Genomic DNA, 23,137 nt, shown 5'->3' with positions numbered 1-23,137 from the left:
CCATACATGGGGATGGAAAACTACAATCCGCCGCAGGAACCCTGGTTGGTCATCCTGTATCAGGATGAGCACATTATGGTGGTCAACAAGCCGAGCGGTTTGTTGTCTGTGCCGGGTCGTCTGGATGAGCACAAAGACAGCGTGATGACGCGTATTCAGCGCGATTATCCGCAGGCTGAATCCGTCCATCGTCTGGATATGGCCACCAGCGGCGTGATTGTAGTCGCGCTAACCAAAGCGGCAGAGCGCGAGCTAAAACGCCAGTTTCGCGAGCGCGAACCGAAAAAACAGTATGTTGCACGCGTCTGGGGGCATCCCGCTCCGGCCGAGGGTCTGGTTGATTTACCGCTGATTTGCGACTGGCCGAACAGGCCAAAGCAAAAAGTGTGTTATGAGACCGGGAAATCAGCGCAGACAGAGTATGAGGTGGTGGAGTTCACGGCGGATAACACCGCCCGGGTCGTGCTTAAACCGATTACCGGACGCTCCCACCAGCTGCGTGTGCATATGCTGGCGTTAGGGCATCCAATCCTCGGCGATCGCTTCTATGCTCCGCCCGAAGCGCTGGCGTTGGCACCCCGCCTGCTGCTGCACGCCGAGATGCTAACCATCACGCATCCCGAATACGGCAACAGTATGACGTTTAAAGTCCCGGCGGACTTTTAAATTCTGAGCCAATTTATGCCGGGGGCGCTTCGCTTGCCCGGCCTACATTCATTACCGTAGGCCGGATAAGGCGCTAGCCGCATCCGGCATAATTATTATTTAAAGCCTTTTTGTTCTTTGATTAACTCGTAAGCCTTCTGGATTTCCTGCGCTTTTTGCTTCGCCATTTCCATCATCTCTGGCGGCAGACCTTTCGCGACCAGTTTGTCCGGATGGTGCTCGCTCATCAGCTTACGGTAAGCGCGCTTTATGGTAGTCGCATCATCGGTCGTTTTCACACCCAACACATTACAGGCGTCTTCCAGCGTTGGGCCGCGTTGCGCCTGCTGCCAGCCACCGCCGCCAGACTGCTGCTGATATCCGCCGCCAAACTGTGCGCCGCCCTGCATCATGCGCAGGAACTGATCAAATTGGGTACGTGAGATCCCCAACTCTTCAGCAATCACATACAGCACTTCACGCTCATTAGGATGTAACGACCCATCGGCAAATGCCGCCTGGATTTGAATTTCCAGAAACATGCGGATCAGATCGAATCGACCAAAACAGACGCTGCGAAACTGACGCATCTTTTCACGTAATGGATAATTATCCGATTTTCCTACCCGGAAGGCGTGTTGTGCAGCCGTTCGCGAGTCACCGTGCAAATTCATCCGATCCATCAACTGGCTGGCGATATGAATATCGGCTTCCGTGACGCGACCTTTGGATTTGGTCAGATGTCCCATCACCTCAAAAGTGGTGGCAAAAAACAGCGCCTGGCGTTCACGTTGGTTGGCAAACCACGCCATTTTGCGCATGCGGGCTTTGTCGAACATGTGGCCAACTAACAGCCCCAGAACCACACCCCAGAAGCCGCCACCCATCATTAAGGCCACGGCTACACCAATTATCTTTCCCCAATACTGCATAGACTCCCCAAATCTTTATGCTCTCAGCCAGGCTATGTCCCACAATATAAGGTGCTTTTACCGATTTACGGCTGCGGTCAATTGTGGGACATCGCCTATAATTTGCATTATCATACCTGTCATTCAATGCCGTGCCTAACACCACGGATGCCTAAATGGGCAGGATTAACACTAGCGCAGTGAAGATGAGATAAGTTAGGCTGTGACCGTTTGTCACGCGCGACGCTACTGATGATGGAACAATAAATACAACGTATGAAAAAACGTATTCCCACTCTTCTGGCCACCATGATTGCCAGTGCCCTCTATAGCCATCAGGGCCTGGCAGCCGATCTCGCCTCACAGTGTATGCTGGGCGTGCCGAGCTATGACCGTCCTCTGGTACAGGGCGAGACTAATGAATTACCCGTCACCATCAATGCCGACAACGCTAAAGGGAATTATCCCGATGACGCGGTGTTTACCGGCAACGTGGACATCGCACAGGGTAACAGCCGCCTGCAGGCCGACGAAGTACAGCTTCATCAGAAGCAGGCTGAAGGCCAGCCGGAGCCAATACGTACCGTCGATGCGCTGGGCAACGTCCATTATGATGACAATCAGGTTATTCTGAAGGGACCGAAGGGCTGGTCTAATCTGAATACCAAAGATACCAACATCTGGGAAGGTGATTACCAGATGGTGGGCCGTCAGGGGCGCGGGAAAGCCGATCTGATGAAACAGCGTGGGGAAAACCGTTATACCATTCTGGAAAACGGTAGCTTTACCTCCTGTCTGCCAGGTTCCGATACCTGGAGCGTCGTCGGTAGCGAAGTGATCCACGACCGTGAAGAACAGGTCGCAGAGATCTGGAACGCCCGTTTTAAACTGGGTCCGGTTCCGGTCTTTTACAGTCCTTATTTACAGTTACCCGTCGGCGATAAGCGCCGTTCCGGTTTCCTGATCCCGAACGCAAAATATTCCACCAATAACTATTTTGAGTTCTACCTGCCGTATTACTGGAACATTGCGCCCAACATGGACGCCACCATCACGCCACATTATATGCACCGTCGTGGCGGGATCATGTGGGAGAACGAATTCCGCTACCTGACGCAAGCAGGTGCGGGCCTGATGGAGTTCGACTATCTGAACTCCGATAAAGTGTATGAGGACGAACATCCGAAGGATGACAATTCGCGTCGCTGGTTGTTCTACTGGCAGCACGCCGGTGTACTGGACCAGGTGTGGCGTTTCAACGTCGACTATACCAAGGTCAGCGACACCAGCTACTTTAATGATTTCGATAACAAATACGGTTCCAGTACCGACGGCTACGCCACGCAAAAATTCAGCGTCGGCTACGCGGTACAGAACTTTGATGCCACGGTTTCGACCAAGCAGTTCCAGGTCTTCGACGCGCAAAACAGTAACAGCTACTCTGCGCAGCCGCAGTTAGACGTCAACTACTACCAGAATGACGTTGGTCCGTTTGATACCCGTATTTATGGTCAGGCGGTGCACTTCGTTAACACCAACGACAACATGCCGGAAGCGACGCGCGTTCACCTTGAACCGACCATCAATCTGCCATTGTCGAACAACTGGGGAAGTATCAATACCGAAGCAAAACTGCTGGCAACGCACTATCAGCAGACTAATCTGGATTGGTACAACGCGAATAACACCACCAAGCTCGATGATTCAGCTAACCGCGTCATGCCGCAGTTTAAAGTTGACGGCAAGATGGTGTTTGAGCGTGACATGCAAATGCTGGCGCCGGGTTATACCCAGACGCTGGAGCCGCGCGCGCAGTACCTGTACGTACCGTATCGCGACCAAAGTCATATCTATAACTATGACTCGTCCCTGCTGCAATCTGACTATAGCGGCCTGTTCCGTGACCGTACCTATGGCGGTCTGGACCGCATTGCCTCCGCCAACCAGGTCACGACTGGGGTCACATCTCGCGTTTATGATGACGCAGCCGTTGAACGTTTTAATATATCCGTGGGTCAAATCTACTATTTCACCGAGTCTCGCACCGGCGATGACAACATTAAATGGGAGAATGACGACAAAACGGGCTCACTGGTATGGGCGGGTGACACCTACTGGCGCATCTCCGATCGCTGGGGTTTACGCAGTGGGATCCAGTACGATACCCGTCTGGACAGCGTTGCAACCAGTAGCAGCAGTATCGAATATCGTCGCGACGAAAACCGTATGCTGCAGTTGAACTACCGTTATGCCAGCTCGGAGTATATCCAGGCTACTCTGCCGTCTTACTACTCTACGGCAGAGCAGTATAAAAACGGGATCTCACAGGTGGGCGCAGTGGCAAGCTTCCCAATCGCCGACCGTTGGTCGATTGTTGGCGCTTACTACTTCGATACCAACGTGAACAAAGAAGCAGATTCAATGCTGGGGCTGCAGTACAACTCCTGCTGTTACGCCATTCGCTTCGGTTACGAACGTAAGCTGAACGGCTGGGATAACACCCAGAAACACGCGATTTATGACAACACGATCGGCTTTAATATCGAACTGCGCGGCCTGAGCTCCAACTACGGTCTCGGCACCAACCAAATGTTGCGTTCAAACATTTTGCCGTATCAAAGCTCTTTATGATCTGATTGATTTACAACGTAATCCGCATCGCGGTTAATTGAAATGGAAAAAGTATGAAGAACTGGAAAACGCTGCTTCTCGGTATCGCCATGATCGCGAATACCAGTTTCGCTGCCCCACAGGTAGTCGATAAAGTCGCAGCCGTCGTCAATAACGGCGTCGTTCTCGAAAGCGACGTCGATGGCTTAATGCAGTCAGTAAAACTTAATGCGGGTCAGGCTGGTCAGCAGTTACCGGACGACGCCACGCTGCGTCATCAGATCCTGGAACGTTTGATCATGGATCAAATCCTCCTGCAAATGGGTCAGAAGATGGGTGTTAAAATCTCTGACGAGCAGTTGGATCAGGCTATTGCCAACATCGCCAAGCAGAACAACATGACGCTGGATCAGATGCGCAGTCGTCTGGCACAGGATGGTTTAAGCTATTCGACCTATCGTAGCCAGATCCGCAAAGAGATGACCATCTCTGAAGTGCGTAACAACGAAGTTCGCCGTCGCGTCACTATCCTGCCTCAGGAAGTGGATGCCCTGGCGCAACAGGTAGGCAACCAAAACGATGCCAGCACCGAACTGAACCTGAGCCACATTCTGATCCCATTACCGGAAAACCCAACTTCCGAGCAGGTTAACGCGGCTGAAAGCCAGGCGCGCTCTGTTGTTGATGAAGCGCGTAACGGTAGTGATTTCGGCAAACTGGCTATTACTTATTCCGCTGACCAGCAGGCGCTAAAAGGCGGCCAGATGGGTTGGGGACGTATTCAGGAGCTGCCGGGTATCTTCGCCCAGGCGTTAAGCACTGCGAAAAAAGGCGATATCATCGGCCCAATTCGTTCAGGTGTCGGCTTCCACATCCTGAAAGTCAATGATATGCGTGGCCAAAGCCAGAGCATCTCCGTGACTGAAGTTCACGCCCGCCATATTCTGCTTAAGCCGTCGCCGATCATGACCGATCAGCAGGCGCGTCTGAAGCTGGAACAAATCGCGGCAGATATTAAGAGCGGTAAAACTACCTTCGCGGCAGCCGCTAAAGAGTTTTCTCAGGATCCAGGCTCTGCCAACCAGGGCGGCGATCTGGGTTGGGCTGCAGCGGATATTTTCGACCCAGCTTTCCGCGATGCGCTGACCAAACTTCATAAAGGCCAGATGAGCGCCCCGGTGCACTCCTCTTTCGGTTGGCATCTGATCGAACTGCTGGACACGCGTAACGTTGATAAAACTGACGCGGCGCAGAAAGACAGAGCTTACCGTATGCTGATGAACCGTAAATTCTCGGAAGAAGCAGCAACCTGGATGCAGGAACAGCGCGCCAGCGCTTACGTTAAAGTTCTGAGCAACTAATGGCTCGTACTCAACGCGTTGTTATCACTCCCGGCGAACCCGCCGGGATTGGCCCGGACCTGGTGGTTCAGCTCGCCCAGCGCGATTGGCCTGTAGAACTCGTTGTCTGTGCGGATGCAGGACTTCTCAGTGACCGGGCAGCAATGCTCGGTTTACCGCTTTCACTCCTCCCCTACTCTCCAGATACCCCAGCCAGACCGCAATCAGCAGGCACATTGACGCTGTTACCGGTTGCGCTGCGGGCACCTGCTGTCGCGGGTCAGTTGGCGGTAGAAAACGGGCAATATGTGGTGGATACGCTGGCTCGCGCCTGCGATGGTTGCCTGCAAGGTGAGTTTGCGGCGTTGATCACCGGTCCGGTTCACAAGGGCGTAATCAATGACGCAGGCGTTCCGTTTACCGGGCATACCGAGTTTTTTGAAGAGCGCTCACAGGCAAAGAAAGTTGTTATGATGCTGGCGACCGAAGAACTGCGCGTTGCCCTGGCAACCACGCATTTGCCGCTCAGAGCCGTTGCCGACGCCATTACGCCCGCCCTACTTCAGGAAGTGATCGGCATTTTACATCATGATTTACGCACTAAGTTCGGCATTGCCGATCCACATATTCTGGTGTGCGGTCTTAACCCGCATGCTGGTGAAGGCGGTCATATGGGAACGGAAGAGATAGACACCCTCATTCCGGTACTCGATGAACTGCGTGCGCAGGGGATGAAATTAAACGGCCCGCTGCCCGCAGATACGCTTTTTCAGCCCAAATATCTCGACCACGCGGATGCCGTGCTGGCAATGTACCACGATCAGGGTCTACCCGTGCTAAAATACCAGGGATTTGGTCGCGGTGTGAATATCACGCTGGGCCTGCCCTTTATTCGCACATCCGTCGATCACGGCACCGCACTTGAACTCGCGGGCCGTGGACAAGCAGATGTCGGCAGTTTTATTACGGCGCTTAATCTCGCCATCAAAATGATTGTTAATACCAATGAATAATCGAGTCCATCAGGGCCATTTAGCCCGTAAACGTTTCGGGCAGAACTTCCTCAACGATCAGTTTGTGATCGAAAGTATTGTCTCTGCTATCAACCCGCAGAAAGGTCAGGCTATGGTCGAAATCGGCCCAGGCCTGGCGGCATTGACCGAACCAGTAGGCGAACGTCTGGACAAGCTCACGGTCATTGAACTGGACCGCGATCTCGCCGCGCGCCTGCAAACGCACCCGTTTTTAGGGCCGAAGCTGACGATTTATCAGCAAGATGCCATGACCATGAACTTCGGCGAACTGGCACAAACGATGGGTCAGCCGCTGCGCGTATTCGGCAACCTGCCGTACAACATCTCCACGCCACTCATGTTCCATCTTTTTTCCTATACTGATGCCATTGCCGACATGCATTTCATGTTGCAAAAAGAGGTGGTCAATCGTCTGGTTGCAGGGCCAAACAGTAAAGCGTATGGTCGATTAAGCGTCATGGCGCAGTATTACTGCAATGTGATCCCGGTACTTGAAGTACCGCCTTCCGCATTTACGCCAGCGCCTAAAGTTGATTCAGCTGTTGTGCGTCTGGTCCCTCACGCGACGATGCCGTACCCGGTTAAAGATGTTCGTGTGCTGAGCCGTATTACCACCGAAGCGTTTAATCAGCGCCGTAAAACGGTACGTAACAGTCTCGGCAACCTATTTAGCGTTGAAGTACTGACAGAGCTGGGCGTTGATCCGGCGATGCGAGCGGAAAATATCTCTGTCGCGCAATACTGCCGGATGGCTAACTATCTGTCAGAAAACGCGCCATCGAAGGAGAGTTAAACATGATCAATTCGCCCCGAGTGTGCATTCAGGTACAAAGCGTCTACATTGAGGCGCAATCCTCACCTGATGATGAACGTTACGTTTTTGCTTACACCGTAACTATCCGCAATTTGGGGCGAGCGCCTGTGCAGCTGTTGGGGCGTTATTGGTTAATCACTAATGGTCATGGCCGCGAAACAGAAGTCCAGGGTGAAGGCGTGGTTGGCGTCCAGCCCCATATCGAACCCGGCGAAGAGTACCAGTATACCAGCGGTGCGGTGATTGAAACGCCGCTGGGCACCATGCAGGGTCACTACGAAATGATCGATGAACAAGGCATCGCCTTTACCATCGACATTCCCGTATTCCGACTCGCCGTTCCAACACTCATTCATTAAAACAATAACTATGGCGACATACCTTATTGGCGACGTTCACGGTTGTTACGATGAACTGGTAGCCTTGCTGCATCAGGTAGACTTTAATTCCCAAAAAGACACCCTATGGCTCACCGGCGATCTGGTCGCTCGTGGGCCGGGCTCGCTGGACGTTTTGCGCTACGTGAAATCACTGGGCGACAGCGTACGGTTGGTATTGGGTAATCACGATTTACACCTGCTGGCCGTATTTGCTGGTATCAGTCGTAATAAACCTAAAGACAGGGTCACATCGCTGCTCGAAGCACCGGATGCCGACGAATTACTTAACTGGCTCCGCCGTCAACCGCTGTTGCAGGTAGACGAAGAGAAGAAACTGGTGATGGCACATGCCGGTATCACCCCACAGTGGGACCTGCAGACGGCAAAAGACTGTGCTCGCGATGTTGAAGCCGTGTTGTCGAGCGACTCATATCCCTTCTTCCTTGATGCGATGTACGGCGACATGCCCAATAACTGGACCCCGGAACTGACCGGGCTGGCACGCCTGCGTTTTATTACCAACGCCTTTACCCGCATGCGTTACTGCTTCCCCAACGGTCAACTGGATATGTACAGCAAAGAGTCACCAGAAGACGCACCTGCCCCGCTGAAGCCGTGGTTTGCCATTCCTGGACCTGTCAGTGAAGCGTACAGCATTGCATTCGGGCACTGGGCATCGCTGGAAGGCAAAGGCACACCAGAAGGTATTTACGCGCTGGATACGGGGTGTTGCTGGGGAGGCGATCTCACCTGTCTGCGCTGGGAAGACAAACAGTACTTTGTGCAGCCATCAAATCGCCATCTGAATCTGGATCCTGGCGAAGCGGTCAACGCCTGAGAGATTTATGCCTGATGGCGCTACGCTTATCAGGCCTACATCTGGCACAAGAGTAGGCCGGATAAGGCGTTTCGCCGCCATCCGGCACTTACAGGATTAACGACGCTCCAGAATCTCGAAGCAGTAGCTGTGAGAGTTTTGCGCGTCGGCATCGTGGAATTCACTGAACACCGACTCCCAGTCATCCGGTTCGTAGTCCGGGAAATGCGTATCCCCTTCGACTTCAGCATCAATGTGCGTCAGATACAGCTTCTGCGCTTTTGGCAGGAACTGCTCATACACGCGCCCACCGCCAATCACCATAATCTCTGGTTCATCACCGCAGGCCGCAATGGCTTCATCAACAGACTTCACCCACTGCACACGATCGTCAGTGCCAGGCTTGCTGCTGATGACGATATTTTTACGCCCAGGTAACGGTCGCCCGATGGATTCCCAGGTGTGGCGTCCCATGACAACCGGCTTGTTTAAGGTATTACGTTTAAACCAGGCGAGATCGGCAGGGAGGTTCCACGGCATGGCGTTCTCCATACCGATGACGCGATCTACCGCTAACGCCGCAATCAGACTGATCATTGAATATTTCCCGGATACAAAAAAATTGTCGCCACTATACGGAAAGCGCAATCTTTCGTCGACTGGCGGAAAGAGGATGAACAGGAAAATTTTCCGTTCTGCTGGCGAACCGACCTATTTAAGGTGGTACGCCAGCATTACAGTAGTTCAAAAACAGCCAATTAGCAGTAAAGTTTGCAGAACATCACATTTTTTACCCTATGCTGACGGTTTCACTTCCGGCTCATCGGCGACGTCGCCCGTATGCTTACCTTCATCCGTGCCTTGCCAGCCATGGCGTTGAATTAACGATAAGTGCTGACGATCTTCCGCAATAATTTCACTCAGCATTGCGCTGGTGCGTTTATAAACGGCCGCGCGGGAAGTCGCGTCATTTTCCCCTTTCACCATCTCCTCTACCATCATGGTATTGAATCGGCGGAATACGTCGGCCCGCTCACGTGCCTCATAGCGCCCAAGCCCGAGACCTTCCAACGCCAGACGTCCGGTCTTCAGTGCACCTTCAAAGGTTTCACGTTCCGGCATATCCACGCCCGCCTGGCGCAGACGGATGTAATGATCCACATCGCGCGCACGAGCAATAATTTGCAGATGCGGGAAATGCTCTTTCACCATTTCGGTTAACTGCAGGCTGGTTTGCGGATCGTCAATGGCATTAATAATGACTTCAGCTTTCGCCGCCCCGGCAGACTCCAGCAGATCCATCCGGGTCGCATCGCCATAGAAAACCTTCATCCCGAATTTACGCAGCGTTTCGATATGGTCCGGGTCATGATCAAGAACCACCATTTTGACCCCACTCGACAACAACAGACGACCGGTTATCTGGCCAAATCGCCCAAATCCAGCGATGATCACCCGCGGTTGCTCCTCATCGATTTCATCGGCTTCCCGCTCTTCCGAAGTCGCCGATTTTTCCAGACGCGTCAAAATCACCAGCAAAATCGGCGTAGCCGCCATCGACAACGCCACCGCCAGCGTCAGCGATTTCGCCCAGTCAGGATCGAGCACATTTGCCATTTGTGCCGCGCCAAACACCACAAAGGCAAACTCACTGCCCTGCCCTAACAATACGGCAAACCAGCGACGCTGCTTGTTCGGCACCTGCAACGGTTTCGCTATCAACCACAGCATGACGGTTTTGATAACCAGGAAACCGACCAGCAAAATGATAATGCGCAAGGGATTATCAATCAGCGTACCAAAGTCGATAGACATCCCCACGCCAATGAAAAACAGTCCCAGCAGCAATCCTTTAAATGGCTCAATGTCGCTTTCCAGCGCGTGGCGATACTCAGAGCTTGCCAGCAGCACCCCGGCCAGAAAGGCCCCCATCGCCATCGACAGGCCAACCTCTTCCAGGAGCAGACCGAAGCCAAACACGAGGAACAGCGCAACGGCACTGAATACTTCCCGCAGGCCCGAACGCGCAACAAAACGCAAGGCCGGACGTGTGACATAACGCCCCAATACCACCACTAATACCAGTGCGCCCGCTACCTTCAGGGCTGACAATGCAAACGCCCCAAGCGTAGTCGATGCGCCGCTCGCCGCCAGTAACGGGATCATCGCCACCAATGGAATAGCGGCGATATCCTGGAACAGCAGCACGGCAAACGCGCTGCGGCCCATTTGCGAAACCATCAGGTTGCGTTCATTCATTGCCTGCATAGCGATCGCCGTTGAGGAAAGCGCCAGCGTCATGCCGATCAGTTCCGCTACCTGCCAGCGCAGGCCAAGGAACATACAGAACAAACCAATTAAGCCGCCGCAAACCACCATCTGTAGCGCACCGCCGCCGAACACCGATGCCCGCAATTTCCACAAACGTTGCGGATCCAGCTCCAGACCGATGACAAACAGCATCAGTACCACACCGATCTCCGCAAAATGCAGGATGGATTCGGCGTCCGTCACCAGCCTCAGACCCCAGGGCCCGATAATGCATCCGGCGATGAGATACCCCAGTACCGACCCTAATCCCAGCCGTACGGCGATGGGTACAATCAGCGCCGCCGATCCGAGATAAATCAGCGCCTGTATCAGCGTATGGCTATCCATGGTGTGCCTCCTGCCATTCCATCAGACGCTGTTTGTAGTGACGCGCCTGCGCTTGCAGCGTTTCATCATCACAGATAAACGTACAGTGCATCGCAAACGGCGGCAGCCATTTGAGGCCGCAATAGAGCGCTGTTGCCTGTAAAGGCTGAGAAAGCACATCAAATCCGGGATGGGAGCCAATATCGAAGTGGTTTTCACCGCCGCCGGTCGTCACCGCCCACAGCAGTTGTTTACCGTGCAGCGCAGTACCACCATGGCCATACGCCCAGCCGTGCGAAAGGACTTTATCCATCCACAGCTTGAGTAATGGAGGTGTGCTGTACCACTGCATCGGATGCTGCCAGATGATCAAATCAGCGCGCGCCAGCGCATCCTGTTCAGCGGCAATATCGATATTGAAGTCGGGGTAGAGCTGGTAGAGCGAGCGTATCTCCACGCCCTCCAGCGTCCTTGCCTGTTCAAGCATCCGCTTATTCGCATGCGAATGTTGCGGATAGGGATGCGCATAAATGATGAGAATCATGATTAGCCTGTGTCACTGCATTATTGTAATAACAGTGAGTTTAGTCACTTAATCCACAGGCTAACAGTCAATATTATTGAGTGGCTGAATGGAGAAAACTGAACTAGTTGTCCAGTTCGCTCATATCCTTAACCTGATCGCGGTTAATCTGTTCCGTCTTACCCGTCTGGGCATTTTTGTACGACACCAGACCAGTATCATCATCAACCTGCGGTTTGCCGTCAGTGACGATTGTTTTACCATCGGTGGTTTTAACCGCCTGGTTTGAGGAACAACCGACCACGGTAAACAGTGCTGCTGCGGTAAAAATTGAGGTGATCAGGATATGTTTTTGCATGGTGTTCTCCCTGCTTTTCAGTTGTTTTCAGTGATATACCCAGTTAACTGTAGGCTAACTGACTGAGTTGCAGGGAAAATACAGAACACTCCTAATAGCCCGCCCTGGTCACGGGCTTACTGCGAATCGTCATTTGACTGGTTTGCGCCAGCGTCAGACCTCGCGTTTCCGGGGCGAAAGCGATGGACACAAGCAGGCCAATCAGCGAAATTCCTGCGCCCATCAGCATGACATTGCTGATACCGTATTTGGTGATGAATACCGGCAGCGCCCAGGTTGAAACAATAGTACCGATGCGGCTTAAGGACATAATCACCCCGACGGCAGACGCGCGAATGTCGGTAGGGAACAGCTCGTTTGGGTATAGCCACTGCAGGTTTCCCGGTCCCCCCGAGAAAAACGCGTACACGGCAAACGCCAGCACTACCAGCCACGCCCCCATATCAGGAATTAACCCCAGTACAGCCAGCGCCAGCGTCATCATAATAAAACTGCCAATCAACAGCGGTCGGCGACCCGCGCTATTGAGCCAGAACATGGGCGGAATGCACCCCAGCATAAAGCACAGGCTTATCACCACATTGCCCAACGCGGCGCTTTTCCCGGCACCAAGCCCCAACAGTCCAACAATCTGCGGACCAAAGGTATAAATGGCGAACATCGGGATCACCTGACAGGTCCAGATAGCGGCAACAAACAGGACAAACGGGAAATGACGGCGGTTAAACAGCTGGAGAAAACGCGTCTCCTGCGGCGCCTCTTCGTCGAACACCACCGGTTCGCCGAACAGTTTAATCATCATCGCTTCACACTCTTTCACCCGACCTTTACGCAGCAGCCAGCGCGGCGATTCAGGAAGATCGAAGCGCCCAATCAGGATCAAAATACAGGGGATCACCGCGCTGCCCAGCATCCAGCGCCACCCTCCCTCAACATCATACAGCCAGTAACCGACCAGATCGGCACAGGTGGCGCCGACATACCACATCGCGGCGATAAAACCGATGGAGAAAGCGCGCTGGCGGGTATTGGAGAACTCGGTAATCATCGAGGTAGCAATCGGATAATCGGCACCAATCACAATGCCGATCAGCACGCGCATCACCAACAGCTCAACGGGCGAGGAAACAAACATGGTTGCTGCCGATATCACGCCAATGGCGATAATATCGATGATGAACATTTTGCGCCGCCCGACCTTATCGGAAATGTAGCCAAACAGCGACGTCCCCACAAACAGACCGGCGAGCGTGCCGGCGCCCAGCAGACCAATCCACTGTGCGTCCAGTTTCAATGCTGGCGTGAGCTGTTCCAGCGCCACGCCAATCATCACCAGCACATAACCATCCAGAAATGGCCCACCGCTTCCCCACAGCATTATCCGGCGGTGAATAGAGGTAAATTTGATGTCATCAAAGTTCCTGGGCTGCTGCATAGCGACTTCCTGTTTCAACACGGGCAAAGCGTCATCTATAGGCCGGATAAGGCGTTTACGCCCCCATCCGGCACTGGCGTCACATGATTGCCGGATGGCGACGCTAGCGCGTCTTATCCGGCCTACGGGTGCACAACCTCGTACTTATTAACCGTAGCGAAACTCCACGCCAAATGTCCCACGCGGGTATTCCCACTTTTCCAGCGCTGTATCGAGCCCGAGAATACGGCACGTTCCGCACTCCAGACATCCGGCGTAATCAAACCGTACGCTGCCGTCGTCCTGCTTTTTATACAGCCCCGCTGGACAGGCCTTAATCAGCACTTCCAGCGCCTGTTTATCAGGATCGGTTTTGAGAATGATATGTGGGCTGTCTTCATCGACATTGAACTTATTGACGCCCAGTTTGACGTCCACATTGACGGGAGATGTCATAATACGGTCACTCCTTTCAGGCCATCTTTCATCAGGTTGATGAAGCCCACTTTCTTCGCATGGCGCAGGATTTTTTTACGCATTGGCACCGGGGCGGAACCATCTACGGTGAACAGGTCGCGTGCGATACTGACCGCCATTTCGGGATAGGCGGTAAACATGCGCGGGTTATCAAGAAAAGCAGGAAGCTTCTGGTACATACGCATATCGCGAATCGGGCCATCGTCCAGATGCTGACGGTATTCACCCAGCGACTGCTTGCTAAAGTCGTCGCGCTTCATCGCTGAAAGCACCGTTTTCGCCGCCGCTTCGCCTGCGGAAATGGCGAGATCCATACCGCGAATGGTAAAGCCGAGGTTCATACACATTCCGGCAGCGTCACCGGCAATCAGCACACCGTCCCCCACCAGTTCAGGTTGCATATTCATACCGGCTTCAGGTACCACGTGCGCGGCATATTCCACCAGCTTGCCACCGGCGATCAGTGGGGCAACCGCCGGATGCTGTTTGAAATCTTCCAGCATTTGCGGAACCGATTTTTTCGCGTCTTTCAGGTGATGAAGGCCGCAGACCAGCCCCAGAGAAAGGGTCGTTTCATTCGTATAGAGAAAGCCACCGCCCATCAATCCATCGGTTGGCGATCCGGCAAACAGGCAAGCTGCACCTTCGTTCCCCTGTAACTGGAAACGATCTTCAATTACCGATTTTGGCAGTTCGATCAGCTCCTTTACGCCGACGGCAACATGCGATGCCTCGACGCGCTTTGCCATACCCAGCTTTTCAGCCAGCAGAGAATTCACCCCGTCGGCGAGGATCACCACTTTGGCTTCCAGAATATCGCCGTCGGCTTCCACGCCCACGACTTTACCCTCGCGCTGCACAACGTTATCCACACGAATACCGGTGATAAGCTGGGCGCCAGCCTCCTCGGCCTGCTCCATCAGCCAGGCGTCAAATTTGCTACGTAAGACGGAATAAGAAACCTGCGACGATGCGGCCTCTTCACCATTGCAATAGTCGATGGTCATCGCCCCTTTGTCGGTCATAAAGGCGAGCTTTTCGTGGGTGATTATGCGTTCAATGGGGGCCTGCTCAGCAAAACCGGGAATGATGCGCTCCAGGCTATGCGCATACATGCGCCCACCGGTGACATTCTTCGCGCCAGCAGAATTGCCGCGCTCGATAACCAGCACCTGTGCACCTTCCCGAGCCAGCACCAGCGCCGCAACCGAACCAGCCAGACCTGCACCCACGATGATGGCATCAAAGATATCTTCGGACATACGTACTCCTGTCAGCGGCAGGATACCTTCGCATCCTGCCCGAATGGTTTAACGCGCTAAGGCAGCCGTCAGCGCAGGCAGGATCTTCAGCGCATCGCCAACAATGCCATAATCTGCATACTGAAAAATCGGCGCATTTTTGTCTTTGTTGATGGCGAAAATCGTCTGTGCGCCGTTGGCACCGACCATATGTTGGATCTGCCCGGAGATCCCCACGGCCAGATACAGTTCAGGCTTAAGCATCAGGTTGGAGATGCCGACGTAGCGTTCATGCTCCATCCACTTCTCGTTTTCCGCCACCGGACGGGAACAGGCCAACTCAGCGCCAATCGTCTGGCACAGCGCTTCTGCCAGCGAGATATTTTCTTTGCTACCAATACCGCGTCCCACGCTGACCACCAGACGGGCTTTGTCGAGATCGACGCTGTTGCTCTGACGCGCCTGAGTTGCCGTACGGGTCACGACAATGGCCGGAGCCTGCCACTGTACGGTATGCATCTCGCCGCTGCGGGTGGTATCCGGTTGCTGCGCGTCAAACGTTCCGCTACTGAGAGTTATCACGGCAAACGGTGAAGCGATTGTTTCTGCTCCCATCGCCAGGCCACCGTAGACCATATGTTTGACCGCCGCTATTCCATCCTGCACCGCGACTGCGCTGGCGTCATTTGAGACTGCAGCCGACAAGCGAAAGCCCAGCTTTGCCGCTAACAGCTTGCCCCGACGTGTATTCGGCAGCAGCACCGCGCCGCCCTCGCTGTGCTGACGAATGGTCTGAGCCATCACATCGGCGTAGTCTTCAACCATACGGTCTTCTGGTTTGCCGCTGAGCAGCCAGACATGATCCGCGCCTAAATGACATGCCGTTGCGCTGTCCGCATCGCTGAGCACAAACGTGTTAACTTTTTCACCTAAAGCCTGCGCACCATTCATCAGTTCCGGCAGACGAGAAGGGGTATCGCTGAATACCCAGATACTGGAAAATTTGTTCATAACATCCCCTGATAATTAAATGATTTTGCGAAGATTCTCGACAAACGCGGCAATCTGTTCTTCACCGTCACCTTCAATTACAACGCGCTGGCGCTCGCGCTGTTTCGGCGCAGCAACCTGTTGTGCGGAATACGCCTGCACGCTGTTCAGCCCAATGTCTGCAGGTGACCAAACCTGAACCGGTTTTTTCGCCGCACCAAGAATGGCTTTCATGGAAGGGATTTGAGGGGTGTTGATGTCAGTAGAGACCGCGATAACCGCCGGAAGCGGGATACTCAGGGTTTCAACTTCATCTTCCAGTTCACGCTCTACCGTCAGAGTGCTGTCGGTAAGAGAGAGGATTTTGCTCACGCCGTTTATCGCCGGCACGTCCAGCATTTCGCCCACCAGCAGACCAACCTGCTGAGCATAAAGATCGGAAGAACCGTCGCCGCAAATAAGCAGATCAAAACCGGATTTTTGCACGGCGGCAGCCAGCGCAGTGGCAGTTTGTTGCGGCAGCGCCTGTTCAAATTGATCGTCAATGACAACAATCAGTTCATCAGGGCCACGGGAAAGCACATCTTTGCGCCCTTTTGCATTGGTCAGCGCTTTGCCTCCGACGCTCATGGCCACAACCTGAGCCTCTCCCACCTGCTGTTTTAACTGGCAAGCCGCTTCGATCGCATTCAGATCATATTGGCTGATTTTGCCATCTGCTTTGCTGAAATCGAGTGTTCCATCAGCATTATTAATCGCAATATCCTGCTCATCAGGTACGCATTTGTAGCAAGTAATTATCTTCATTGCATCTCCAGAAATCATGAAGGAAACGTATTTATATCGGCGGTGTTAAATACAGATATCACGCTCTTTAATTCGGAAATAAAACCTTAATCACCAATATTGAAAATGTCACACATTGAAATTCGTAACTTTCAATAGTGTTACATGCCTCACCAATATTGAAAGAATCACGTCAAATATGAAAATTTTCAATATTGTCTGCTGGTTCAACAATATTGAACGCCAGTCACTTAAAAAAGTTAAAAAACAAATGCCAATATCATGATTAATAAAGAAATTATCTAGATTTCCAGACAAAATAACCAGCATAAAAAAGTGTGACAAAGATAACAGAATAGCCGGAAATGAATACCCATTATGAGTTACTCACTGAGGCGCCCCAGAGGTTAAAAAGTCATCAACAAATCATTAATAATAAATAAACAAACGATCACATACGGGCACGCTAAATAAATTTCGTTTTCACACTGGAATTCACTTATGAAAAATGAAAAGAGAAAATCGGGAATTGAACCGAAGGTTTTTTTTCCGCCATTAATAATTGTTGGGATACTTTGTTGGCTAACAGTAAGAGATCTTGATGCCGCTAACGTCGTTATTAATGCGGTATTCAGTTATGTCACCAACGTCTGGGGTTGGGCATTCGAATGGTATATGGTCGTCATGCTCTTCGGATGGTTCTGGTTAGTCTTTGGCCCGTATGCCAAAAAGAAATTAGGCGACGAAAAACCCGAGTTTAGTACCGCCAGCTGGATTTTTATGATGTTCGCCTCCTGTACATCCGCCGCGGTGCTGTTCTGGGGTTCCATCGAGATCTACTACTATATCTCTACCCCGCCGTTCGCTTTGGAGCCCAATTCCACGGGTGCGAAAGAGATCGGTCTGGCGTACAGCCTGTTCCACTGGGGGCCGTTGCCGTGGGCAACCTACAGCTTCCTTTCTGTGGCCTTCGCCTATTTCTTCTTTGTGCGCAAGATGGACGTCATCCGTCCCAGCTCTACGCTGGTACCGTTAGTGGGCGAAAAGCATGCGAAAGGGCTGTTCGGCACCATCGTTGATAACTTCTACCTGGTGGCGCTGATCTTCGCGATGGGTACCAGCCTCGGTCTGGCGACGCCGCTGGTAACCGAGTGTATGCAATGGCTGTTCGGTATTCCGCATACGCTGCAATTAGATGCCATCATCATTACCTGCTGGATCATTCTGAACGCCATTTGCGTAGCCTGTGGCCTGCAAAAAGGAGTCAGAATCGCCAGCGACGTGCGTAGCTACCTGAGCTTCCTGATGCTGGGCTGGGTGTTTATCGTCAGCGGCGCCAGCTTCATCATGAACTACTTCACCGACTCGGTCGGCATGCTGCTGATGTATCTGCCGCGCATGCTGTTCTATACCGATGCCATCGGCAAAGGCGGATTCCCGCAGGGCTGGACTGTTTTCTACTGGGCGTGGTGGGTCATTTACGCCATCCAGATGAGTATCTTCCTGGCGCGTATTTCTCGAGGTCGTACCGTACGTGAACTGTGCTTTGGGATGGTGCTGGGCCTGACCGCTTCCACCTGGATCCTGTGGACAGTCCTTGGCAGCAACACGCTGCTGCTGATGGATAAAAACATTCTCAACATCCCGCAGCTGATTGAACAACACGGCGTGGCGCGCGCCATTATCGAAACCTGGGCCGCCTTGCCATTCAGCACCGCCACCATGTGGGGCTTCTTTATCCTCTGCTTTATTGCCACCGTCACGCTAATTAACGCCTGCTCCTACACCCTGGCGATGTCCACCTGTCGCGAAGTTCGCGATGGTGAAGAACCGCCGCTGTTGGTGCGTATCGGTTGGTCCGTTCTGGTCGGCGTCATCGGCATCGTTCTGCTGGCGCTGGGTGGGCTGAAGCCCATTCAGACCGCAATTATCGCCGGAGGATGTCCGCTGTTCTTCGTCAACATCATGGTGACGCTGTCCTTTATTAAAGACGCCAAAGTGCACTGGAAAGACAAGTAATTCTTATTAACCCAATTGATCAAGAGGCTGAAAGATGGATTTCAACTTAAATGACGAGCAGGAACTGTTTGTCGCCGGTATTCGTGAACTGATGGCCAGTGAGAACTGGGAAGCTTATTTTGCCGAGTGCGATCGCGACAGCGTCTACCCTGAGCGTTTTGTAAAAGCACTGGCAGATATGGGCATCGATAGCCTGTTGATCCCGGAAGAACACGGCGGGCTGGAAGCCGGTTTTGTCACCGTTGCCGCCGTCTGGATGGAACTCGGCCGCCTGGGCGCGCCAACCTATGTGCTGTACCAGTTACCGGGGGGTTTTAACACCTTCCTGCGTGAAGGGACTCAGGAACAAATCGATAAAATCATGGCGTTCCAGGGAACAGGTAAGCAGATGTGGAACTCTGCAATTACCGAACCGGGAGCGGGATCGGATGTTGGCAGTCTGAAAACCACTTATACACGCAAAAATGGTAAGGTTTATCTTAATGGCAGTAAGTGCTTTATCACCAGTAGCGCCTATACCCCGTACATCGTAGTGATGGCGAGAGATGGTGCATCGCCGGATAAACCTGTTTATACCGAGTGGTTTGTTGACATGAGCAAGGCGGGTATCAAGGTCAACAAACTGGAGAAACTCGGTCTGCGCATGGATAGCTGCTGTGAAATCACCTTTGATGACGTTGAACTGGACGAGAAAGACATGTTCGGTCGGGAAGGTAATGGCTTCAATCGTGTGAAAGAAGAGTTTGACCATGAACGCTTCCTCGTCGCACTGACCAACTACGGTACGGCAATGTGCGCTTTTGAAGACGCAGCGCGTTATGCCAACCAACGCGTACAGTTTGGCGAAACGATCGGCCGTTTCCAGCTGATTCAGGAGAAGTTCGCGCACATGGCGATCAAACTGAACTCCATGAAAAACATGCTGCTGGAAGCCGCATGGAAAGCGGATAACGGCACTATTACCTCGGGCGACGCGGCCATGTGCAAATACTTCTGCGCCAACGCGGCATTTGAAGTGGTAGACACCGCCATGCAGGTGTTGGGTGGCGTGGGTATCGCGGGTAACCATCGCATCACGCGCTTCTGGCGTGACCTGCGCGTTGACCGTGTTTCTGGTGGTTCTGACGAAATGCAGATCCTGACGTTGGGTCGTGCGGTATTGAAGCAATACCGTTGATTCGTTCGTTTCGTAGGCCGGATAAGGCGTTTACGCCACCATCCGGCAATATGCCCGGTGGCGCTGCGCTTACCGGGCCTACAAAAAAAATGCCAGGAGAAAAATGATGAATCATTTACCAATGCCAGCCTTCGGCCCGCTTTCCGGGGTACGCGTTGTCTTTTCAGGGATCGAAATTGCCGGTCCGTTCGCCGGACAGATGTTCGCCGAATGGGGTGCTGAGGTTATCTGGATTGAAAACGTCGCATGGGCCGATACCATCCGTGTGCAACCTAACTATCCGCAGCTCTCACGCCGTAATCTGCATGCCCTGTCGCTGAATATTTTCAAAGATGAAGGCCGGGAAGCGTTTCTGAAGCTTATGGAAACCACCGATATTTTCATTGAAGCCAGTAAAGGCCCGGCCTTTGCCCGCCGCGGTATTACCGATGAAGTGCTGTGGGAACATAACCCGAAACTGGTTATCGCCCACCTTTCCGGCTTCGGCCAGTTTGGTACCGAGGAGTACACCAATCTTCCGGCGTATAACACCATCGCACAGGCGTTCAGTGGCTATCTGATCCAAAACGGTGACGTGGATCAGCCAATGCCAGCCTTCCCGTACACCGCCGATTACTTCTCCGGGATGACCGCGACGACAGCGGCGCTGGCGGCTCTGCACAAAGTCCGCGAAACGGGTAAAGGTGAAAGCATCGATATCGCCATGTACGAGGTGATGCTGCGCATGGGTCAGTATTTCATGATGGATTACTTCAACGGCGGCGAAATTTGCCCACGTATGACCAAAGGCAAAGACCCGTATTACGCTGGCTGCGGCCTGTATAAATGCGCCGATGGCTATATCGTCATGGAGCTGGTCGGCATCACGCAAATCAACGAGTGCTTCAAAGATATTGGCCTCGCCCACATTCTTGGCACACCGGAAGTCCCGGAAGGCACCCAGCTTATCCATCGCGTGGAATGCCCTTACGGCCCGCTCGTGGAAGAGAAACTGGACGCGTGGCTGGCAACACACACCATCGCCGAAGTCCAGGCGCGTTTTGCTGAGCTGAATATCGCCTGCGCGAAGGTGCTGACCATTCCGGAACTGGAAGGCAACCCGCAGTACGTTGCCCGTGAATCCATTACTCAGTGGCAAACGATGGACGGTCGCACCTGCAAAGGTCCGAACATCATGCCGAAATTTAAAAACAACCCGGGGAAAATCTGGCGTGGCATGCCGTCACATGGCATGGATACTGCCGCCATTCTGAAAAACATTGGTTATAGCGAAGCAGACATAAATGAGCTGGTCGGCAAAGGCCTGGCCAGAGTTGAGGAATAAACGCGACGCGCTGACCGCTCATTGGTTAGCGCTCACGCCTGATTTCAGTGGATAAAGCAATATGGATATCGTTGGCGGACAAAACTTACGTCAGATGTGGGACGACCTGGCCGGGGTGTACGGAGATAAAACGGCGTTAATTTTCGAATCCTGCGAAGGAGTCGTTCGGCAGTTTAGCTATGCCTCGCTCAATGAAGAGATTAACCGCACGGCAAACCTGTTCCATTCCTTAGGGATCCGCAAGGGCGATAAGGTCGCATTGCATCTGGATAACTGTCCGGAATTCATTTTTTGCTGGTTTGGGCTGGCAAAAATTGGCGCCATTATGGTACCGATTAATGCCCGCTTACTGGGCGAAGAAAGTGCCTGGATCCTGCAAAACAGCCAGGTAAGCCTGCTGGTCACCAGCGCCCAGTTTTATCCTATGTACCGCCAGATACGGCTGGAAAATACCACGCCGCTTAATCATATCTGTCTGATTGGCGAACAGCTTCCGGCTGACGACGGCGTGAGCCACTTTACCCAACTGCAATCCCGCCAGTCCGCCACGCTGTGCTATACACCTGCGTTATCCACTGACGATACGGCGGAAATTCTGTTTACTTCAGGCACCACTTCACGGCCTAAAGGGGTGGTGATTACCCACTACAACCTGCGTTTTGCAGGCTACTACACTTCCTGGCAAATCGCTCTGCGCGATGATGACGTCTACATGACGGTGATGCCCGCTTTTCATATCGACTGTCAGTGTACCGCCGCAATGCCCGCATTCTCCGCTGGCAGCACCTTTGTGCTGCTAGAGAAGTACAGTGCCAGGGCGTTCTGGAATCAGGTGCATAGATATAAGGCGACAGTTACCGAATGCATTCCGATGATGATCAGAACGCTGATGGTACAACCTGCCGCGCCAACCGACAGACAGCATCACCTGCGCGAAGTGATGTTCTATCTCAATTTATCCGCACAGGAAAAAGACGCCTTTACCGAACGCTTTGGCGTCAGGCTGCTGACCTCCTACGGTATGACTGAAACCATCGTCGGTATTATCGGCGACCGTCCCGGTGACAAACGACGCTGGCCCTCCATTGGCCGCGTGGGATTTAGCTATGAAGCCGAAATCCGTGACGATCACAACCGTCCCCTGCCCGCCGGAGAAATTGGCGAAATCTGTATTAAAGGCGTGCCGGGCAAAACAATCTTCAAAGAGTACTATGCCCAGCCGGAGGCTACCGCCAAAGCGCTGGAACCTGAAGGCTGGTTACATACCGGAGATTCGGGCTATCAGGATGCGGATGGCTATTTTTATTTCGTCGACAGACGCTGCAACATGATTAAACGCGGCGGAGAAAATGTCTCCTGCGTCGAGCTGGAAAATATTATTTCCGCGCATCCGAAAATTCAGGACATTGTGGTTGTCGGTATTAAAGATTCAATCCGTGATGAAGCCATTAAAGCATTTATCGTCCTTAATGAGGGTGAAACATTAAGCGAAGCCGAGTTCTTCAGCTTCTGCGAAAACAATATGGCGAAATTCAAGGTTCCCTCGTTTATGGAGATAAGAACCGACCTGCCGCGCAATTGTTCAGGAAAAATAATCAAAAAAAATCTGAAATAACCCTCCCGGTAGGAATTCCTCCTGC

Annotated in this window: 21 protein-coding genes; 11 read left to right on the top strand and 10 right to left on the bottom strand. The window is 52.9% G+C overall.

The genetic code is table 11. The annotated features are described in order from the left end of the window. Nucleotides 1–6 precede the first annotated feature (6 nt). On the top strand, nt 7–666 hold the full coding sequence (gene rluA / locus OGV85_RS07805; RefSeq protein WP_032948503.1) for a bifunctional tRNA pseudouridine(32) synthase/23S rRNA pseudouridine(746) synthase RluA: 660 nt from the start codon (nt 7–9) through the stop codon (nt 664–666). Nucleotides 667–761: 95 nt separating this feature from the next. Here rluA and djlA read toward each other — a convergent pair whose 3' ends face one another. Further along, a complete protein-coding gene (gene djlA, locus OGV85_RS07800) occupies nt 762–1,577 on the bottom strand; it encodes a co-chaperone DjlA (protein ID WP_003845702.1) in 816 nt (271 codons plus the stop codon). 255 nt (nt 1,578–1,832) lie between these two features. On the opposite strand from djlA, the gene lptD reads away from it, so the two are divergent. From lptD to apaH, 6 genes are read left to right on the top strand one after another with little or no spacing between them, the layout of a single operon-like run. After that, nucleotides 1,833–4,187: an LPS assembly protein LptD gene (lptD, locus tag OGV85_RS07795; RefSeq protein WP_032948502.1), complete on the top strand. Its 2,355-nt coding sequence runs from the start codon at nt 1,833–1,835 to the stop codon at nt 4,185–4,187. Between the two features lie 53 nt (nt 4,188–4,240). Then, nucleotides 4,241–5,527: a peptidylprolyl isomerase SurA gene (gene surA / locus OGV85_RS07790; protein ID WP_032948500.1), complete on the top strand. Its 1,287-nt coding sequence runs from the start codon at nt 4,241–4,243 to the stop codon at nt 5,525–5,527. Further along, nucleotides 5,527–6,519, top strand: coding sequence for a 4-hydroxythreonine-4-phosphate dehydrogenase PdxA (pdxA, locus tag OGV85_RS07785; RefSeq protein WP_032948498.1), 993 nt, complete (start codon nt 5,527–5,529; stop codon nt 6,517–6,519). Before surA ends, pdxA begins: the two co-directional genes overlap by 1 nt. Beyond that, nucleotides 6,512–7,333, top strand: a complete 822-nt coding sequence (gene rsmA / locus OGV85_RS07780) for a 16S rRNA (adenine(1518)-N(6)/adenine(1519)-N(6))-dimethyltransferase RsmA (protein ID WP_003018865.1) — start codon at nt 6,512–6,514, stop codon at nt 7,331–7,333. Before pdxA ends, rsmA begins: the two co-directional genes overlap by 8 nt. Before the next feature lie 2 nt (nt 7,334–7,335). Further along, nucleotides 7,336–7,713, top strand: a complete 378-nt coding sequence (apaG, locus tag OGV85_RS07775) for a Co2+/Mg2+ efflux facilitator ApaG/CorD (protein WP_003018867.1) — start codon at nt 7,336–7,338, stop codon at nt 7,711–7,713. Between the two features lie 10 nt (nt 7,714–7,723). Next, nucleotides 7,724–8,572, top strand: a complete 849-nt coding sequence (gene apaH / locus OGV85_RS07770) for a bis(5'-nucleosyl)-tetraphosphatase (symmetrical) ApaH (RefSeq protein ID WP_016149534.1) — start codon at nt 7,724–7,726, stop codon at nt 8,570–8,572. Nucleotides 8,573–8,668: 96 nt separating this feature from the next. Here apaH and folA read toward each other — a convergent pair whose 3' ends face one another. The 9 genes from folA to OGV85_RS07725 form a co-directional block, all read right to left on the bottom strand. Further along, nucleotides 8,669–9,148 (bottom strand): type 3 dihydrofolate reductase, encoded by a 480-nt coding sequence (gene folA, locus OGV85_RS07765; RefSeq protein WP_003018873.1) that lies wholly within the window; start codon nt 9,146–9,148, stop codon nt 8,669–8,671. 198 nt (nt 9,149–9,346) lie between these two features. Then, nucleotides 9,347–11,209, bottom strand: a complete 1,863-nt coding sequence (gene kefC, locus OGV85_RS07760) for a glutathione-regulated potassium-efflux system protein KefC (protein WP_003018875.1) — start codon at nt 11,207–11,209, stop codon at nt 9,347–9,349. Then, on the bottom strand, nt 11,202–11,732 hold the full coding sequence (kefF, locus tag OGV85_RS07755) for a glutathione-regulated potassium-efflux system oxidoreductase KefF (protein ID WP_003018878.1): 531 nt from the start codon (nt 11,730–11,732) through the stop codon (nt 11,202–11,204). The genes kefC and kefF overlap by 8 nt, the downstream gene beginning before the upstream one ends. Nucleotides 11,733–11,835: 103 nt before the next feature. Continuing rightward, nucleotides 11,836–12,069 carry a YgdI/YgdR family lipoprotein gene (locus OGV85_RS07750; protein WP_003837373.1) on the bottom strand — a complete coding sequence of 78 codons (234 nt, stop codon included), beginning with the start codon at nt 12,067–12,069 and terminating at the stop codon, nt 11,836–11,838. 91 nt (nt 12,070–12,160) lie between these two features. Further along, nucleotides 12,161–13,504 carry an MFS transporter gene (locus OGV85_RS07745; RefSeq protein ID WP_003845694.1) on the bottom strand — a complete coding sequence of 448 codons (1,344 nt, stop codon included), beginning with the start codon at nt 13,502–13,504 and terminating at the stop codon, nt 12,161–12,163. A 147-nt stretch (nt 13,505–13,651) separates the two neighbouring features. Next, nucleotides 13,652–13,939, bottom strand: coding sequence for a ferredoxin-like protein FixX (gene fixX / locus OGV85_RS07740; RefSeq protein ID WP_000203736.1), 288 nt, complete (start codon nt 13,937–13,939; stop codon nt 13,652–13,654). Beyond that, the gene (locus tag OGV85_RS07735) at nt 13,936–15,222 is read right to left on the bottom strand and encodes an FAD-dependent oxidoreductase (RefSeq protein WP_061548369.1); all 1,287 of its coding nucleotides are present in this window, start codon (nt 15,220–15,222) and stop codon (nt 13,936–13,938) included. Before OGV85_RS07735 ends, fixX begins: the two co-directional genes overlap by 4 nt. A gap of 48 nt (nt 15,223–15,270) precedes the next feature. Next, the gene (locus OGV85_RS07730) at nt 15,271–16,212 is read right to left on the bottom strand and encodes an electron transfer flavoprotein subunit alpha/FixB family protein (protein WP_003837367.1); all 942 of its coding nucleotides are present in this window, start codon (nt 16,210–16,212) and stop codon (nt 15,271–15,273) included. Between the two features lie 15 nt (nt 16,213–16,227). After that, on the bottom strand, nt 16,228–16,998 hold the full coding sequence (locus OGV85_RS07725) for an electron transfer flavoprotein FixA (RefSeq protein ID WP_003018893.1): 771 nt from the start codon (nt 16,996–16,998) through the stop codon (nt 16,228–16,230). A 480-nt stretch (nt 16,999–17,478) separates the two neighbouring features. On the opposite strand from OGV85_RS07725, the gene caiT reads away from it, so the two are divergent. The 4 genes from caiT (at nt 17,479) to caiC (ending at nt 23,112) form a co-directional block, all read left to right on the top strand. Continuing rightward, nucleotides 17,479–18,996, top strand: a complete 1,518-nt coding sequence (gene caiT, locus OGV85_RS07720) for an L-carnitine/gamma-butyrobetaine antiporter (protein WP_003018896.1) — start codon at nt 17,479–17,481, stop codon at nt 18,994–18,996. A gap of 34 nt (nt 18,997–19,030) precedes the next feature. Further along, nucleotides 19,031–20,173, top strand: a complete 1,143-nt coding sequence (gene caiA, locus OGV85_RS07715) for a crotonobetainyl-CoA dehydrogenase (RefSeq protein ID WP_003018898.1) — start codon at nt 19,031–19,033, stop codon at nt 20,171–20,173. A gap of 106 nt (nt 20,174–20,279) precedes the next feature. Beyond that, entirely contained in the window at nt 20,280–21,497 is a 1,218-nt protein-coding gene (gene caiB / locus OGV85_RS07710) for an L-carnitine CoA-transferase (RefSeq protein ID WP_003018901.1), read from the top strand. A 61-nt stretch (nt 21,498–21,558) separates the two neighbouring features. Beyond that, entirely contained in the window at nt 21,559–23,112 is a 1,554-nt protein-coding gene (gene caiC, locus OGV85_RS07705) for a crotonobetaine/carnitine-CoA ligase (protein ID WP_032948492.1), read from the top strand. The last annotated feature ends 25 nt before the right edge of the window (nt 23,113–23,137 follow it).

This window comes from Citrobacter sp. Cf132, from assembly GCF_030333885.1.
In the GTDB taxonomy this organism is placed as follows: domain Bacteria; phylum Pseudomonadota; class Gammaproteobacteria; order Enterobacterales; family Enterobacteriaceae; genus Citrobacter; species Citrobacter freundii.
Note: the sequence above shows the minus strand (reverse complement) of the source record. Positions and strands in the feature narration are given on the sequence as shown.